The organism is Leclercia sp. GHBNCSD (assembly GCF_055805075.1).
Map to the genome: position 1 here is coordinate 1,996,787 of NZ_JBQVYO010000001.1, position 17,392 is coordinate 2,014,178.

A 17,392-nucleotide genomic window follows, 5' to 3' on the forward strand; every position below is an offset into this window, starting at 1 on the left:
TCTCTGATGGACACTTCAACTATGAAAACCGCAGGTAAGCTCGTCGTCCTTGGCAGTATTAATGCCGATCACATTCTTAACCTTGACGCTTTCCCGACACCGGGCGAAACCGTAACGGGTCATCGCTACCAGGTCGCCTTTGGCGGCAAGGGCGCGAACCAGGCGGTCGCTGCCGGACGTAGCGGGGCGAACATCGCCTTTATCGCCTGTACCGGCGATGACGATACCGGGGATCGCGTTCGCCAGCAGCTGGAAAGCGACAACATCGATATTGCGCCAGTGAGCGTGGTGGACGGTGAATCAACCGGCGTGGCGCTGATTTTTGTCAACGGAGAAGGTGAGAATGTCATCGGTATTCATGCGGGGGCAAACGCGGCGCTGATACCTGAACGAGTGGCGGCGCAACATGCGCTTATCGCCAGTGCCGACGCCCTGCTGATGCAGCTGGAATCCCCGGTAGAAAGCGTGCTGGCGGCAGCGAAAATTGCTCATGAAAATCATACCACTGTCGTACTAAATCCCGCGCCAGCCCGTGTATTATCAGACGAGCTTCTGGCGCTGGTGGACATTATTACCCCGAATGAAACCGAGGCCGAAAAGCTGACGGGCATTCGCGTTGAAAACGATGAGGATGCGGCGCGCGCGGCGAAAGCCCTGCACGACAAAGGCATCCACACGGTCATCATTACTCTTGGCAGCCGCGGCGTATGGGCCAGCGTTGAGGGAGAAGGGCGTCGCATTCCTGGCTTTAAGGTGAAAGCTGTCGATACCATCGCTGCGGGCGACACCTTTAATGGTGCGCTGGTGACGGCGCTGCTGGAAGGCGAACACCTGGATGACGCAATCCGCTTTGCCCATGCGGCGGCGGCCATTGCGGTGACCCGTCCAGGTGCACAGCCTTCTGTACCATGGCGTAATGAGATCGATGAATTTTTAAGTCAGCAGAGGTAACGCTTGGCCACAATGAAAGATGTCGCCCGCATGGCGGGCGTCTCTACTTCGACGGTCTCCCACGTCATCAATAACGATCGCTTCGTCAGCGACGCGATTCGGGAGAAGGTCGAGGCTGCCGTTAAATCCCTCAATTATGCGCCTTCCGCCCTGGCGCGCAGTCTGAAACTCAACCAGACGCGTACCATTGGCATGCTCATTACGGCCAGTACCAACCCCTTTTATTCTGAACTGGTGCGCGGCGTTGAGCGCAGCTGTTTTGAGCGTGGCTACAGCCTGGTGTTATGCAATACCGAAGGCGACGAACAGCGGATGAACCGCAATCTGGAGACGCTGATGCAAAAGCGCGTCGACGGATTGCTATTGCTGTGCACCGAAACGCACCAACCCTCCCCCGAGATTATGCAGCGCTACCCCTCCGTTCCCACGGTGATGATGGACTGGGCGCCGTTCGACGGTACCAGCGATCTCATCCAGGATAACTCGTTGCTGGGCGGGGACATGGCGACACAGCATCTGATTGATAAAGGCCACACCCGCATCGCCTGTATTACCGGTCCGCTGGATAAAACCCCCGCCCGCCTGCGGCTGGAAGGGTTCCTGGTGGCGATGGCGCGTGCCGGTTTGCCGGTGCCTGAGGGCTATCAAATCACCGGTGACTTTGAATTTAGCGGCGGGTTTGAGGCGATGCAGGCTCTACTGGCCCAGAAGGAGCGCCCGCAGGCGGTCTTTATTGGTAATGATGCGATGGCGGTAGGGGCTTACAAGGCGCTTTATCAGGCGGGACTGCGTATCCCGGACGATATCGCCGTGGTGGGGTATGACGATATCGAACTGGCGCAGTATATGACGCCGCCGCTCACCACCATCCATCAGCCAAAAGATGAACTGGGCGAGCTGGCGGTTGATGTCCTGATCCACCGTATCGCCCAGCCCGCTCTGCAACAACAGCGGCTGCAGCTTACTCCTGTTCTGATGGAACGGGGGTCTGTTTAGGTTTGTGCCGATCTTTAATAAGATTACGACCATCCTTCGGTTTTAGCAGCATAAAGACCAGCGCCGAGATCACCGTCAGCACGCCCATGGTGATAAAGGTGAAGTGAAACTGTTCGACAGTATTTGTGCTGTCGAACCCTTCATAAAAACGCAGTACTGCCGCACTTACCGCCACCCCCAGACTGATCGACAGCTGTTGTGTCACCGCCAGCACGCTGTTACCGCCGCTGGCATTCTCGTCGTTGAGATCGGCAAGGGTAATGGTGTTCATCGACGTGAACTGGATGGACATCGCCATCCCCAGCACAAACAGCGGCAGGATCAGCAGCCATACCGGCAACGCCGCCGACTGCAGTGAGAACTGTGCAATCATCACACCGATAAATATCGTCACGCCAACCAGCGTCCTGCGGTAGCCCAGCCGGCGCAGCAATTGCGTCACGCCGGATTTGGCGAGGATCGAGCCCACCGCCGTAGGCGCCATCATGCAGCCCGCAATCAGTGCCGGGTAACCAAACCCGACCTGTAGCATCAGCGGCATAAGGAAAGGAACACAACCGGTACCCAACCGTGAGGCAATGTTGCCGGCAATACCCACCGAGAAAGTTCGAGTATTAAACAGCGACAGCGAAATAAGCGGCGTCGGATGACGGCGCGCGTGACGGATATAAAGAAGGAAGAGAACGATGCCGCTGAAAATGATGGAGATAGCCAGCCAGGTCGCCACCACTTTCTCACCGAACAGCTCCATACCGCTTGAAAACAGCACCAGGCTCAGGCCAAACAGGAAAAACCCGCCCATATCAAATTTACGCCGTGGGGTGGTGAAGTTCGGCATAAATTTGCGGGCATAGAAAAGCCCGGCGATCCCAATCGGAATATTAATGAGGAATATCCAGTGCCAGCTGGCCCAGGTGACCAGCACGCCACCCAGTACCGGTCCGAGGATCGGCCCGACCAGGCCCGGCATGGTGACAAAGTTAAGCACCGGCAACAGCTCGCTGCGCGGGTAGGCCCGTAACAGGGCCAGGCGCGCAACCGGCATCATCATCGCGCCGCCTATCCCCTGGATTACCCGGAAGACAACCAGCTCTCCCAGAGAACTGGAGAGTGCGCAAGCCAGCGAGCCCAGCGTAAACAACGTTACCGCCAGCATAAAGACACGGCGGGTGCCGAAGCGATCGGCCAGCCAGCCGCTCACCGGGATCAGCATCGCAACGGTCAGGGTATAACTGATGATGGCTGACTGCATCGCCAGCGGAGAACGGTTCAGGCTTTGGGCTATTGCGGGAAGGGCAGTATTAAGGATGGTCGCATCCAGGGCCTGCATAAAGAAGGCCATTGCCGCTATCCACGGCAGGCCCGCCATACTGCGTGCTTTTTTTACTGTCATTCGAGTTCCTGTTGTTATGGCTACCGTGCTGGTGGGGCAAGCAGCGCCTGGCTGGCTGCCATGGCGCGTGGCCCGTCACTGTCCTGAATGGCATCGACAATGGCCTGATGTAAATCCAGCTTAACCACTTCATCCTGGGTAATAGAGGTAAAGTAGGTGTGATAGACAGAGTGAAAGAGCGAGGCAAAAGAGGTCAGGAACGGATTACCGCTCATCTCATAGATATGCTCGTGCCAGGCCATATCCACATCTATCCAGCGTTCCCGGTTAAAGTTTTTCTTCAGATGAACCATCTCATCCATCAGGGTGTTTAGTCGGGCCTTTTGCTCTGCCGTTCCGATCGTTGCGGCCAGCAAGCAGGCCTGCGGCTCCAGGCTACTGCGCATAACAAGGAAGTGATCAATAACCTGCTGGAAGTTATCTTCCGTCATCCACCAGGAGAGCAGCTCCTGATCGAGGAAGTTCCAGTTGCCCTGAGGCATCACGCGCGTACCGATGCGCGGACGGGGCAGCACCATTCCTTTCGCGGTTAACGTTTTCACAGCTTCACGAACGGCCGTTCGGCTCACGCCAAACTGTTCCCCCAGTTCCAGTTCGCCCGGCAGGATGCTGCCAGGCATGTAAACACCTGCCAGGATCCGCTGTGCCAGTTTTTCTGCCAGCACATAGGAAAGGTTTTTTTGTGCCGCCAGCTGTTGCGCGCTTAAAGGCATAAAGCATATTCCTTAAATCTTGATGCCAGTAAGTATGCCACCTGCAGGCGGGTTGTGGTGACGAAAACAGCAATTAGCACCGTTTCTGGCTAAAAGATGAGGCTTTTGGCGAAAAAAAACACGGTTGGTAGTTTTTTTTAATTTTACGCTTGTCAGCGCCGGAGAACTCCCTATAATGCGCCTCCACTGACACGGAACAACGGCACGCAAGCCGCCGGGTCAGCGGGGTTCAGCGATGAATGCCCGGCAGAGAAAAGCGAAAATAATCGCTTGACTCTGAAAGAGGAAAGCGTAATATACGCCACCTCGCAACGGTGAGCGAAAGCCGCGTTGCACTGCTCTTTAACAATTTATCAGACAATCTGTGTGGGCACTCAAAGTGACATGGATTCTTAACGTCCTCGGACGAAAAATGAATACCAAGTCTCTGAGTGAACACGTAATTCATTACGAAGTTTAATTCACGAGCATCAAACTTAAATTGAAGAGTTTGATCATGGCTCAGATTGAACGCTGGCGGCAGGCCTAACACATGCAAGTCGAACGGTAGCACAGAGAGCTTGCTCTCGGGTGACGAGTGGCGGACGGGTGAGTAATGTCTGGGAAACTGCCTGATGGAGGGGGATAACTACTGGAAACGGTAGCTAATACCGCATAACGTCGCAAGACCAAAGAGGGGGACCTTCGGGCCTCTTGCCATCGGATGTGCCCAGATGGGATTAGCTAGTAGGTGGGGTAATGGCTCACCTAGGCGACGATCCCTAGCTGGTCTGAGAGGATGACCAGCCACACTGGAACTGAGACACGGTCCAGACTCCTACGGGAGGCAGCAGTGGGGAATATTGCACAATGGGCGCAAGCCTGATGCAGCCATGCCGCGTGTATGAAGAAGGCCTTCGGGTTGTAAAGTACTTTCAGCGAGGAGGAAGGCATTGTGGTTAATAACCGCAGTGATTGACGTTACTCGCAGAAGAAGCACCGGCTAACTCCGTGCCAGCAGCCGCGGTAATACGGAGGGTGCAAGCGTTAATCGGAATTACTGGGCGTAAAGCGCACGCAGGCGGTCTGTTAAGTCAGATGTGAAATCCCCGGGCTCAACCTGGGAACTGCATTTGAAACTGGCAGGCTTGAGTCTTGTAGAGGGGGGTAGAATTCCAGGTGTAGCGGTGAAATGCGTAGAGATCTGGAGGAATACCGGTGGCGAAGGCGGCCCCCTGGACAAAGACTGACGCTCAGGTGCGAAAGCGTGGGGAGCAAACAGGATTAGATACCCTGGTAGTCCACGCCGTAAACGATGTCGACTTGGAGGTTGTGCCCTTGAGGCGTGGCTTCCGGAGCTAACGCGTTAAGTCGACCGCCTGGGGAGTACGGCCGCAAGGTTAAAACTCAAATGAATTGACGGGGGCCCGCACAAGCGGTGGAGCATGTGGTTTAATTCGATGCAACGCGAAGAACCTTACCTACTCTTGACATCCAGAGAACTTGCCAGAGATGGCTTGGTGCCTTCGGGAACTCTGAGACAGGTGCTGCATGGCTGTCGTCAGCTCGTGTTGTGAAATGTTGGGTTAAGTCCCGCAACGAGCGCAACCCTTATCCTTTGTTGCCAGCGGTCCGGCCGGGAACTCAAAGGAGACTGCCAGTGATAAACTGGAGGAAGGTGGGGATGACGTCAAGTCATCATGGCCCTTACGAGTAGGGCTACACACGTGCTACAATGGCGCATACAAAGAGAAGCGACCTCGCGAGAGCAAGCGGACCTCATAAAGTGCGTCGTAGTCCGGATTGGAGTCTGCAACTCGACTCCATGAAGTCGGAATCGCTAGTAATCGTAGATCAGAATGCTACGGTGAATACGTTCCCGGGCCTTGTACACACCGCCCGTCACACCATGGGAGTGGGTTGCAAAAGAAGTAGGTAGCTTAACCTTCGGGAGGGCGCTTACCACTTTGTGATTCATGACTGGGGTGAAGTCGTAACAAGGTAACCGTAGGGGAACCTGCGGTTGGATCACCTCCTTACCTTAAAGAACCTGCCTTTGCAGTGCTCACACAGATTGTCTGATGAAAATTAGCAGTAAAAAATCTCTGCAGGCTTGTAGCTCAGGTGGTTAGAGCGCACCCCTGATAAGGGTGAGGTCGGTGGTTCAAGTCCACTCAGGCCTACCAAATTTGCAACGCAAATTTGAAGAGATTAACCACGATGGGGCTATAGCTCAGCTGGGAGAGCGCCTGCCTTGCACGCAGGAGGTCTGCGGTTCGATCCCGCATAGCTCCACCATCTTTACTGCGAAAACCTGAAAACTTCAGAGTGTACCTGCAAGGGTGCGCTGCGAAGTTTTGCTCTTTAAAAATCTGGATCAAGCTGAAAATTGAAACGACACACGTTAAGTGTGTTCGAGTCTCTCAAATTTTCACAACGCGAAGTGAAACAGCTTCGGGTTGTGAGGTTAAGCGACTAAGCGTACACGGTGGATGCCCTGGCAGTCAGAGGCGATGAAGGACGTGCTAATCTGCGAAAAGCGCCGGCGAGGTGATATGAACCCTTGACCCGGCGATGTCCGAATGGGGAAACCCAGTGTGATTCGTCACACTATCGTTAGCTGAATACATAGGTTAACGAGGCGAACCGGGGGAACTGAAACATCTAAGTACCCCGAGGAAAAGAAATCAACCGAGATTCCCCCAGTAGCGGCGAGCGAACGGGGAGCAGCCCGGAGTCTGAATCAGTTTGTGTGTTAGTGGAAGCGTCTGGAAAGTCGCAGGGTACAGGGTGATACTCCCGTACACGAAAGCACACTTGCTGTGAACTCGAAGAGTAGGGCGGGACACGTGGTATCCTGTCTGAATATGGGGGGACCATCCTCCAAGGCTAAATACTCCTGACTGACCGATAGTGAACCAGTACCGTGAGGGAAAGGCGAAAAGAACCCCGGCGAGGGGAGTGAAAAAGAACCTGAAACCGTGTACGTACAAGCAGTGGGAGCACCTTCGGGTGTGACTGCGTACCTTTTGTATAATGGGTCAGCGACTTATATTCTGTAGCAAGGTTAACCGTATAGGGGAGCCGAAGGGAAACCGAGTCTTAACTGGGCGTTAAGTTGCAGGGTATAGACCCGAAACCCGGTGATCTAGCCATGGGCAGGTTGAAGGTTGGGTAACACTAACTGGAGGACCGAACCGACTAATGTTGAAAAATTAGCGGATGACCTGTGGCTGGGGGTGAAAGGCCAATCAAACCGGGAGATAGCTGGTTCTCCCCGAAAGCTATTTAGGTAGCGCCTCGTGAATTCATCTCCGGGGGTAGAGCACTGTTTCGGCTAGGGGGCCATCCCGGCTTACCAACCCGATGCAAACTGCGAATACCGGAGAATGTTATCACGGGAGACACACGGCGGGTGCTAACGTCCGTCGTGAAGAGGGAAACAACCCAGACCGCCAGCTAAGGTCCCAAAGTCATGGTTAAGTGGGAAACGATGTGGGAAGGCACAGACAGCCAGGATGTTGGCTTAGAAGCAGCCATCATTTAAAGAAAGCGTAATAGCTCACTGGTCGAGTCGGCCTGCGCGGAAGATGTAACGGGGCTAAACCATGCACCGAAGCTGCGGCAGCGACACTATGTGTTGTTGGGTAGGGGAGCGTTCTGTAAGCCTGCGAAGGTGTGCTGTGAGGCATGCTGGAGGTATCAGAAGTGCGAATGCTGACATAAGTAACGATAAAGCGGGTGAAAAGCCCGCTCGCCGGAAGACCAAGGGTTCCTGTCCAACGTTAATCGGGGCAGGGTGAGTCGACCCCTAAGGCGAGGCCGAAAGGCGTAGTCGATGGGAAACAGGTTAATATTCCTGTACTCGGTGTTACTGCGAAGGGGGGACGGAGAAGGCTATGTTGGCCGGGCGACGGTTGTCCCGGTTTAAGCATGTAGGCGGAGGTTCCAGGTAAATCCGGTACCTTGTTAACGCTGAGGTGTGATGACGAGGCACTACGGTGCTGAAGCAACAAATGCCCTGCTTCCAGGAAAAGCCTCTAAGCATCAGGTAACACCAAATCGTACCCCAAACCGACACAGGTGGTCAGGTAGAGAATACCAAGGCGCTTGAGAGAACTCGGGTGAAGGAACTAGGCAAAATGGTGCCGTAACTTCGGGAGAAGGCACGCTGATATGTAGGTGAAGCCCCTGCGGGTGGAGCTGAAATCAGTCGAAGATACCAGCTGGCTGCAACTGTTTATTAAAAACACAGCACTGTGCAAACACGAAAGTGGACGTATACGGTGTGACGCCTGCCCGGTGCCGGAAGGTTAATTGATGGGGTCAGCGGCAACGCGAAGCTCTTGATCGAAGCCCCGGTAAACGGCGGCCGTAACTATAACGGTCCTAAGGTAGCGAAATTCCTTGTCGGGTAAGTTCCGACCTGCACGAATGGCGTAATGATGGCCAGGCTGTCTCCACCCGAGACTCAGTGAAATTGAAATCGCTGTGAAGATGCAGTGTACCCGCGGCAAGACGGAAAGACCCCGTGAACCTTTACTATAGCTTGACACTGAACACTGGTCCTTGATGTGTAGGATAGGTGGGAGGCTTTGAAGCGTGGACGCCAGTCTGCGTGGAGCCGTCCTTGAAATACCACCCTTTAATGGCTGGTGTTCTAACGTAGACCCGTAATCCGGGTTGCGGACAGTGTCTGGTGGGTAGTTTGACTGGGGCGGTCTCCTCCTAAAGAGTAACGGAGGAGCACGAAGGTCAGCTAATCCTGGTCGGACATCAGGAGGTTAGTGCAATGGCATAAGCTGGCTTGACTGCGAGAGTGACGGCTCGAGCAGGTGCGAAAGCAGGTCATAGTGATCCGGTGGTTCTGAATGGAAGGGCCATCGCTCAACGGATAAAAGGTACTCCGGGGATAACAGGCTGATACCGCCCAAGAGTTCATATCGACGGCGGTGTTTGGCACCTCGATGTCGGCTCATCACATCCTGGGGCTGAAGTAGGTCCCAAGGGTATGGCTGTTCGCCATTTAAAGTGGTACGCGAGCTGGGTTTAGAACGTCGTGAGACAGTTCGGTCCCTATCTGCCGTGGGCGCTGGAGAATTGAGGGGGGCTGCTCCTAGTACGAGAGGACCGGAGTGGACGCATCACTGGTGTTCGGGTTGTCATGCCAATGGCACTGCCCGGTAGCTAAATGCGGAAGAGATAAGTGCTGAAAGCATCTAAGCACGAAACTTGCCCCGAGATGAGTTCTCCCTGACCCTTTGAGGGTCCTGAAGGAACGTTGAAGACGACGACGTTGATAGGCCGGGTGTGTAAGCGCAGCGATGCGTTGAGCTAACCGGTACTAATGAACCGTGAGGCTTAACCTTACAACGCCGAAGCTGTTTCGGTGGATTTGAGAAGATTTTCAGCATTGATTCAGAGTTAAGTACACAATAGTTTGCGCAGCAGCAAGGCGGCAAGCGAAGGAAAGGAAGGAGCATACTGAAGTATGTGACTGACTTTACGAGCGCGGCCAACGCGGCTGATGCGATAAAGTATTGCGTACAGAGCACCAAGAATTTGCCTGGCGGCTGTAGCGCGGTGGTCCCACCTGACCCCATGCCGAACTCAGAAGTGAAACGCCGTAGCGCCGATGGTAGTGTGGGGTCTCCCCATGCGAGAGTAGGGAACTGCCAGGCATCAATTAAAGCCGAAAGCCCATCCTCACGGATGGGCTTTTTGCGTTGGGCGTTAAAAAAGCCGGGTGGCGGCTTCGCCTTACCCGGCCTACTTTGACCTCATCCATTGTTGAATGAACCCGACGATCTCCTCCGCATTATTGATATCCAGGACCGGTACCTGAAGCGACAGTGAAATATCACTGGCCACCGCGATAACATGCTCATCAAGCGTTAACTCATTAACCTCATGTCCGGTATCGCTGCGAAACAGCAGGATCTTTGCCACCGGTTCATGCTTAAAACCCTCTACCAGGACCAGATCCAGCGTCGAATGATCCATCCGGCTGATAAGGTAAGGCAGATCAAGGTCGTTTGCGTCCGGTGTCTCGGTCATTAAGGCCCAACGTTTACTGCTGGCAACAATGGTTTGTGCCGCGCCAGCTCTGCGCAGTTCATAGCTGTCCTTACCAGGAATATCGACATCCATATTGTGATGAGTGTGTTTGATAAGCCCGGGGCGTACACCTCTGGCGCAGAGCGCCGGGATAATGGCTTTTAACAGGGTGGTTTTCCCCGTACCGCTCCAGGCGGCGATCGCTAAAACAGGTATCATTTGTGCCTCTGCATAGTGTCTATCTGTTCGAGAGTATTGATGTTAATAAACGCCTGTTTCATATCGCTAAAATCGACAGAATGTCCGCCAGCTTGTCGCATAAAGACCATCACCCGACGCTCTCCCGCCGCCAGGTAGTTCTTTAATTCCGGCATCAGCTGACGGTGCATTAGCGCAATGGTTGGATGATCGCGTTCGCCGTCATGCGCCCAGACAACCGCTGACGTTTCCCTGTGTTTAACAAAGCGCTCAGCCAGACAATAGGGGATAAACGGTGTATCGCAGGGGCAAAACAGAAACCACTCGGCATCGCACTGCTGCATAACAGAAAGCATCCCCGCCAGCGGCCCCGGGTAATCAGCCAGCGAGTCGGGATAGACGGGGTGTCCACTTTCCCGATAAACGGCGAGGTTTTTGTTAGCACTGATGGCTAGCGTACTCACTTGTTTACTCAGCGTGTGTGCCACGTGCTGCCATAACGGTGTGCCGTTCAACGTCTGCAGGCCCTTATCGACTCCCCCCATGCGGGATGCCTTGCCGCCGGCTAACACCACACCCGTGATCGTGCTTATCTGGCTCAACAATATCGCCTCTTTTATTGTGGGATTGACCCTGCTAACGTGTCACTCTCAATGAAAGGAGTATTACCATGAAATGTAAACGTCTGAATGAAGTTATTGAACTTCTCCAGCCAGCCTGGCAAAAAGAGCCAGAGCTTAACCTCGTGCAATTCTTACAGAAACTGGCGCAGGAGTCAGGTTATGAAGGCGAACTGGCCGACCTTTCCGATGACATCCTGATCTATCACCTGAAAATGCGCGATTCTGGTAAAGATGCTGTCATTCCCGGTATTCAGAAAGATTACGAAGAGGATTTCAAAACAGCCCTGCTGCGCGCACGTGGCGTAATTAAAGAGTAAAAGCTTGTAAGAGGCGCCACCGTAATCGCCGTTAAATGATATCCTCAATCATTCGTATAATTTCCGGATGATCGGATGAACGACCAGGCCTTTACTTTCCAGACCTTACACCCGGATACCATTATGGATGCTCTGTTTGAGCAGGGCATCCGGGTGGACTCAGGTCTGACCCCATTAAACAGCTATGAAAACCGCGTCTACCAGTTTCAGGATGAGGATCGTCAGCGCTTCGTCGTGAAATTTTATCGCCCGCAGCGCTGGTCAGTCGATCAGATCCAGGAAGAGCATCAGTTCGCCCTCGACCTGGTAGCCGATGACGTTCCCGTTGCCGCACCTCTTCAGTTCAATGGTCAGACGCTACTGTCGCACCAGGGTTTTTATTTTGCCGTTTTCCCAAGCCTCGGTGGCCGGCAATTTGAAGCCGATAATATCGATCAGATGGAATGGGTTGCCCGTTATTTAGGGCGCATACATCAGACGGGTAAGAAAAGCGCCTTTACTTCGCGTCCCACAATCGGCATTGCGGAATATCTGCTCGAACCGCGTCAGGTATTTGAAACCTCCACGCTCATCCCCTCAGGGCTGAAAGCTGAATTTCTGGCCGCAACGGATAATTTAATTAACGCCGTCACAGCGCGCTGGGATAACAACGTCAAAACGCTGCGCCTGCACGGTGATTGCCATGCCGGAAATATCCTCTGGCGTGACGGACCATTATTTGTCGACCTCGATGATGCGAGAATGGGACCGGCGATTCAGGATCTCTGGATGCTGCTGAATGGCGATAAGGCTGAGCAGCGGATGCAGCTTGGGACGATTATCGAAGCCTATGAGGAGTTCACCCCTTTTAATTCAGACGAAATTGCATTAATCGAACCTTTACGCGCCATGCGTTTTGTTTATTATCTTGCATGGTTAATCAGGCGTTGGGACGACCCCGCGTTTCCCAGAAACTTCCCGTGGCTTACCGGAGAAGATTACTGGCGTAACCAGATATCCACATTTATTGAACAGGTAAAGGTTCTGCAGGAACCCCCTTTGCAATTAACGCCAATGTATTAATCGAACACATCCAGGAGAGAGTTGATCATGAAAAAAATATGGCTGGCGCTGGCAGGTATGATTCTGGCATTTAGCGCTTCGGCTGCACAGTTCACCGATGGTAAACAGTATATTACCCTCGACAAACCTGTAGCTGGAGAACCTCAGGTACTGGAGTTCTTCTCATTCTATTGCCCGCACTGCTATGAGTTCGAGCAGGTTCTGCATGTTTCCGAGAACGTGAAAAAGAAGCTGCCTGAAGGCACCAAAATGACCAAGTATCACGTTGAGTTCCTTGGCCCGCTGGGCAAAGACTTAACGCAGGCGTGGGCAGTCGCTATGGCCCTGGGCGTGGAAGACAAAATTACTGCAGCGATGTTTGAAGCCGTGCAGAAAACCCAGTCTGTACAGACCACTGCTGATATCCGTAAGGTATTCGTTGATGCAGGCGTTAAGGGTGAAGAATACGATGCAGCCTGGAACAGCTTTGTCGTGAAATCTCTCGTGGCACAGCAGGAAAAAGCGGCCGCCGATCTGCAACTGCGTGGTGTTCCAGCCATGTATGTTAACGGTAAGTACCAGCTGAATATGCAGGGGATGGATACCAGCAGCATGGACATCTTCGTGCAGCAGTATGCCGACACCGTGAAGTATCTGGTTGAGAAGAAGTAATAAAGAAAACGCCGGTCAATGACCGGCGTTGTTGTATTGGGCTTTAATCCTGTCGATTAGCACGTCTTTTTCCGTCCACAACGTATTCAGCCAGAGTTGGAAACGTCGCTTAAAGTTCTTATCGTTAACATAGTCCCCATGTAGCTCTTCTGCCACAGGCACCAGATCAATACGCACCACAATCCGGGTTAACTTGCCGCTGAGCATATCGTAAAACGGCGTCCTGTCGTTTTCCGGATAACAGAGCGTCACGTCCAGTAATTTGTCGAACTGTTGGCCCAGTACGTTAAGCGCCATGGCGATCCCCGCCGCTTTTGGCGGCAGCAGGTTGCTGTACGGTGAGCGGGTTTGCTGCTTTTTCTCTTCGGTAAAGCGAGAGCCTTCCACAAAATTGACGATGGTGGTGGGGTGCGCGCGAAACTTCTCGCAGGAGCGGCGTGTCGTTTCAACATCTTTGCCGCGGCGTTCAGGATGGCGGATCAGATAGCTACGGGAATAGCGCTTCATAAACGGCATATCCAGCGCCCAACAGGCCAGCCCAATAAAGGGTACCCAGGCGAGCTGCTGTTTAAGGAAGTACTTATTCATGGGAATGTGTTTGCGGAACAGTACGCATAACACCACGATATCGGCCCAGCTATGGTGGTTGCAGATAAGCAAATACCAGTTTTTCTTGTTAAGTCCTTCCAGACCCTGAACATCCCATTTCAGATGTGGATTAAGACGCAGAAGCACCGCCAGACCTTCACACCAGCAGTACATCATAACGTTACAGAATGCAGATACGGCACGCCAGACAACGGGGATCGGTAATAGCAGTTTAATTATTCCGGCGATGATGATCGGCACAGAACAGGCGATGGTGACCAGAATAGTTAATGCGATACTTAAGAAGAGGGTGATCGCAGCCAGGAGTCTAGACATGATGAATTTTTTCAGGTAGTTAGCTATGGATGGCGCCTGATAAACAGGCACCGGGCGCTGATTTTACCAGAAAACGGTTAAAGGATGGCGCTTTAACTTGGCGGGCAAGCTGATTTGTATGCGCTGTGGAGAAAAATCCTGTTATGTCGATCCTGCGTGGCTTATATCCACATGGAGTAAATTGTCATCAACCGAAAATATGAGATCGTGATCAAATCATAACTTATTGATTAGTAAGTTCAATAATTATCTCATCGATCCTCATTAAGCACATTTAATCCAGGTTACAGAAAATATTCACAAACTTATCCACAGTTTTAATTTGCGAGCGATCCTCAGGATCACAAAATCTTTGGCTGTATTGGCCGTGAAAAACTGATGTTTTCATCCTTCTGTGGCATCCTTTATTCATAAATTACTTAAAGGCACGGACATTATGGTTCAGATCCCCGAAAATCCGCTTATTCTCGTCGACGGCTCGTCTTACCTCTATCGGGCATATCACGCATTTCCTCCGCTGACCAACAGCGCAGGAGAGCCTACGGGCGCAATGTATGGTGTGCTGAACATGCTGCGTAGCCTGATCATGCAGTATCAGCCAAGCCATGCCGCCGTGGTCTTCGATGCGAAAGGCAAAACTTTCCGGGATGAGCTGTTCGAGCATTACAAATCTCATCGTCCGCCGATGCCGGACGATCTGCGCGCGCAAATTGAGCCTCTGCATAAGATGGTAAAAGCGATGGGGCTGCCTTTGATGGCCGTCTCGGGCGTTGAAGCGGACGATGTTATCGGTACGCTGGCGCGTGAAGCAGAGAAAATGGGCCGCCCGGTCCTGATCAGCACCGGCGATAAAGACATGGCTCAGCTGGTCACGCCGGGGATCACCCTGATTAACACCATGACCAATACCATTCTTGGGCCGGAAGAGGTCGTCGCTAAGTATGGCGTGCCGCCGGAACTGATCATCGACTTCCTCGCGCTGATGGGTGACTCCTCCGATAACATTCCTGGCGTACCGGGCGTGGGCGAAAAGACGGCCCAGGCGCTGCTGCAAGGTCTGGGCGGGCTGGATACGCTGTATAGCGAGCAGGATAAAATCGCCGGGCTGACCTTCCGCGGTGCCAAAACCATGGCCGCTAAGCTTGAGCAGAACAAAGAGGTGGCCTACCTCTCTTATCAGCTGGCAACCATCAAAACAGACGTCGAGCTGGATCTGACCTGTGAACAGCTTGAAGTGCAGCAACCTGCCGTTGAAGAGCTGCTGGGCCTGTTTAAGCAGTACGAGTTCAAACGCTGGATAACCGATGTCGAAGCGGGGAAATGGCTGCAGGCGAAAGGGGCTAAACCAGTAGCTAAGCCAAAAGAGACCCTGGTGATCGATGCAGAAGAGGAGCCGGAAGAAGAAGCCAGCGTGCTCTCTTCTGAGCATTACGAAACCATTCTGGATGAAGCGCAGCTGCAACGCTGGATTGAAAAGTTACAGCAGGCACCGGTATTCGCTTTCGATACCGAAACCGACAGCCTCGATAATGTCTCCGCCAATATGGTGGGGCTGTCATTTGCCACAGAGCCGGGCGTTGCCGCCTATGTGCCGGTTGCCCACGACTATCTGGACGCGCCAGAGCAGCTTACCCGTGAGCGCGTGCTCGAACTCCTTAAGCCGATCCTTGAAGATGAAAAAGCGCTGAAGGTAGGGCAAAACCTGAAGTTCGATCGCGGTATCCTGCAAAACTACGGTATCGAACTGCGCGGCATTGCGTTCGATACCATGCTGGAGTCCTATATCCTCGACAGCGTCGCCGGTCGTCACGATATGGATTCGCTCTCCGACCGCTGGCTGAAGCATAAAACCGTCACCTTTGAGCAGATCGCCGGTAAGGGCAAGAATCAGCTGACCTTTAACCAGATCGCCCTGGAAGAGGCGGGGCACTATGCGGCAGAAGACGCTGACGTCACGCTGCAACTGCATTTAAAGATGTGGCCGAAGCTGCAAAAACACGCCGGGCCACTGAACGTGTTCCAGAATATCGAGATGCCGCTGGTGCCGGTTCTGTCCCGCATCGAGCGCAATGGCGTGAAAATCGATCCGGCTGTGTTGCACAAGCACTCAGAAGAGATCGCCCTGCGTCTGCACGAGCTGGAACAAAAAGCGCATGAGATCGCCGGCGAGCCGTTTAATCTCTCGTCCACTAAACAGCTGCAGACCATCCTGTTTGAAAAGCAGGGTATCAAGCCGCTGAAGAAAACGCCGGGCGGGGCGCCGTCCACCTCTGAAGAGGTGCTTGAGGAGCTGGCGCTGGACTATCCTCTGCCAAAAGTGATCCTTCAGTATCGTGGGCTGGCAAAGCTAAAATCGACCTACACCGATAAGCTGCCGTTGATGATCAACCCAAAAACGGGCCGTGTACACACCTCTTACCATCAGGCGGTAGCGGCTACCGGGCGACTCTCCTCAACCGATCCTAACCTGCAAAACATTCCGGTGCGTAATGAAGAAGGGCGCCGTATCCGTCAGGCGTTTATTGCGCCAGAGGATTACGTCATCGTCTCTGCTGACTATTCACAGATTGAGCTGCGCATCATGGCGCACCTCTCCCGGGATAAAGGGCTGTTGACCGCCTTTGCTGAAGGGCAGGATATTCACCGGGCCACGGCAGCCGAAGTGTTTGGTATGCCACTGGAGAGCGTCACCGGGGAACAGCGCCGCAGCGCGAAGGCGATCAACTTTGGCCTTATCTACGGCATGAGCGCCTTTGGCCTCTCCCGCCAGCTCAATATTCCGCGCAAAGAGTCGCAGAAGTATATGGATCTCTATTTCGAGCGCTACCCGGGCGTGCTGCAATATATGGAGAACACGCGCGCCCAGGCAAAAGAAAAAGGCTATGTCGAAACCCTGGAAGGGCGTCGCCTCTATCTGCCGGACATCAAATCCAGTAATGCGGCCCGCCGTGCCGGTGCCGAACGTGCGGCAATCAACGCCCCGATGCAGGGGACGGCGGCAGATATCATCAAACGTGCAATGATCGCCGTTGACGCCTGGCTGGAGAAAGAGCAGCCGCGGGTGCGGATGATCATGCAGGTACACGATGAACTGGTGTTTGAGGTGCATAAAGACGATCTGGAGCCGGTCTCGAAAAAGATCCATGAACTGATGGAGAACAGCGTCAAACTGGATGTGCCGTTGCTGGTGGAAGTCGGCCAGGGAGAAAACTGGGATCAGGCTCACTAACGCTTTCTGGGATATGAACACTTTCTGTAAGTAAGCAACATATCCATGAACGTTTTGTGACGATCATTAGAATTCCCTATGTAAAGAATGAAAAAAAACTACAAAAAGTGCTTTGTCTGTAGTTCAAAAAAGGGTAGAGTTATCCACGTAGGGTACAGAGGTAAGATGTTCTATCTTTCAGACCTTTTACTTCACGTAATCGGATTTGGCTGAATATTTTAGCCGCCCCAGTCAGTAATGACTGGGGCGTTTTTTATTGCGGCAAAGAAAAGGTCAGCGCAAAAAAAAGCGCGGACATC

At 53.2% G+C, this 17,392-nt stretch carries 12 protein-coding genes, 2 tRNA genes and 3 rRNA genes; 12 read left to right on the plus strand and 5 right to left on the minus strand.

What is annotated here, in order from left to right; translation table 11 throughout:
* Nucleotides 1–21: 21 nt before the first annotated feature.
* Nucleotides 22–951 (plus strand): ribokinase, encoded by a 930-nt coding sequence (gene rbsK, locus ACT3IC_RS09685; RefSeq protein ID WP_103177594.1) that lies wholly within the window; start codon nucleotides 22–24, stop codon nucleotides 949–951.
* Between the two features lie 3 nt (nucleotides 952–954).
* Entirely contained in the window at nucleotides 955–1,947 is a 993-nt protein-coding gene (gene rbsR, locus ACT3IC_RS09690) for a ribose operon transcriptional repressor RbsR (protein WP_103177593.1), read from the plus strand.
* Here the strand turns inward: rbsR and mdtD are convergent.
* A complete protein-coding gene (gene mdtD / locus ACT3IC_RS09695) occupies nucleotides 1,913–3,340 on the minus strand; it encodes a multidrug transporter subunit MdtD (RefSeq protein WP_159340386.1) in 1,428 nt (475 codons plus the stop codon). The two genes, rbsR and mdtD, sit on opposite strands and share 35 nt — an antisense overlap.
* 20 nt (nucleotides 3,341–3,360) lie before the next feature.
* Nucleotides 3,361–4,053: a FadR/GntR family transcriptional regulator gene (locus ACT3IC_RS09700; protein WP_103791332.1), complete on the minus strand. Its 693-nt coding sequence runs from the start codon at nucleotides 4,051–4,053 to the stop codon at nucleotides 3,361–3,363.
* Between the two features lie 478 nt (nucleotides 4,054–4,531).
* On the opposite strand from ACT3IC_RS09700, the gene ACT3IC_RS09705 reads away from it, so the two are divergent.
* From ACT3IC_RS09705 to rrf, 5 genes are all read left to right on the plus strand, one after another.
* A 16S ribosomal RNA gene (locus ACT3IC_RS09705) occupies nucleotides 4,532–6,071 on the plus strand.
* A gap of 70 nt (nucleotides 6,072–6,141) precedes the next feature.
* Nucleotides 6,142–6,218 (plus strand) — tRNA-Ile (locus ACT3IC_RS09710).
* A 36-nt stretch (nucleotides 6,219–6,254) separates the two neighbouring features.
* A tRNA-Ala gene (locus ACT3IC_RS09715) sits at nucleotides 6,255–6,330 on the plus strand.
* 167 nt (nucleotides 6,331–6,497) lie between these two features.
* Nucleotides 6,498–9,401: ribosomal RNA gene (locus tag ACT3IC_RS09720) — 23S ribosomal RNA — on the plus strand.
* Nucleotides 9,402–9,597: 196 nt separating this feature from the next.
* Nucleotides 9,598–9,713: ribosomal RNA gene (gene rrf / locus ACT3IC_RS09725) — 5S ribosomal RNA — on the plus strand.
* Together the 16S, 23S and 5S rRNA genes with 2 tRNA genes alongside form the textbook arrangement of a ribosomal RNA operon.
* Nucleotides 9,714–9,801: 88 nt before the next feature.
* Here rrf and mobB read toward each other — a convergent pair.
* Both mobB and mobA read right to left on the minus strand, forming a co-directional pair.
* Complete coding sequence (gene mobB, locus ACT3IC_RS09730) at nucleotides 9,802–10,308, minus strand: molybdopterin-guanine dinucleotide biosynthesis protein MobB (RefSeq protein ID WP_103177589.1); 507 nt, start codon at nucleotides 10,306–10,308, stop codon at nucleotides 9,802–9,804.
* Nucleotides 10,305–10,889 (minus strand): molybdenum cofactor guanylyltransferase MobA, encoded by a 585-nt coding sequence (mobA, locus tag ACT3IC_RS09735; RefSeq protein ID WP_103177588.1) that lies wholly within the window; start codon nucleotides 10,887–10,889, stop codon nucleotides 10,305–10,307. Before mobA ends, mobB begins: the two co-directional genes overlap by 4 nt.
* 68 nt (nucleotides 10,890–10,957) lie before the next feature.
* Here mobA and ACT3IC_RS09740 point away from each other — a divergent pair, with 68 nt between their 5' ends.
* The 3 genes from ACT3IC_RS09740 (at nucleotide 10,958) to dsbA (ending at nucleotide 12,940) form a co-directional block, all read left to right on the plus strand.
* On the plus strand, nucleotides 10,958–11,227 hold the full coding sequence (locus tag ACT3IC_RS09740; protein WP_039032193.1) for a YihD family protein: 270 nt from the start codon (nucleotides 10,958–10,960) through the stop codon (nucleotides 11,225–11,227).
* A 75-nt stretch (nucleotides 11,228–11,302) separates the two neighbouring features.
* The gene (locus ACT3IC_RS09745; protein ID WP_473477290.1) at nucleotides 11,303–12,289 is read left to right on the plus strand and encodes a serine/threonine protein kinase; all 987 of its coding nucleotides are present in this window, start codon (nucleotides 11,303–11,305) and stop codon (nucleotides 12,287–12,289) included.
* 27 nt (nucleotides 12,290–12,316) lie between these two features.
* The gene (gene dsbA, locus ACT3IC_RS09750; RefSeq protein WP_159340281.1) at nucleotides 12,317–12,940 is read left to right on the plus strand and encodes a thiol:disulfide interchange protein DsbA; all 624 of its coding nucleotides are present in this window, start codon (nucleotides 12,317–12,319) and stop codon (nucleotides 12,938–12,940) included.
* Nucleotides 12,941–12,955: 15 nt separating this feature from the next.
* Here the strand turns inward: dsbA and ACT3IC_RS09755 are convergent, their stop codons facing one another.
* A complete protein-coding gene (locus tag ACT3IC_RS09755; RefSeq protein ID WP_159340282.1) occupies nucleotides 12,956–13,864 on the minus strand; it encodes an acyltransferase in 909 nt (302 codons plus the stop codon).
* Nucleotides 13,865–14,300: 436 nt separating this feature from the next.
* Between ACT3IC_RS09755 and polA the strand changes: the two genes are divergently transcribed.
* Both polA and spfP read left to right on the plus strand, forming a co-directional pair.
* The gene (polA, locus tag ACT3IC_RS09760) at nucleotides 14,301–17,093 is read left to right on the plus strand and encodes a DNA polymerase I (protein WP_473477294.1); all 2,793 of its coding nucleotides are present in this window, start codon (nucleotides 14,301–14,303) and stop codon (nucleotides 17,091–17,093) included.
* Between the two features lie 165 nt (nucleotides 17,094–17,258).
* Nucleotides 17,259–17,306 carry a small protein SpfP gene (spfP, locus tag ACT3IC_RS09765; RefSeq protein ID WP_071892919.1) on the plus strand — a complete coding sequence of 16 codons (48 nt, stop codon included), beginning with the start codon at nucleotides 17,259–17,261 and terminating at the stop codon, nucleotides 17,304–17,306.
* Nucleotides 17,307–17,392: the final 86 nt, after the last annotated feature.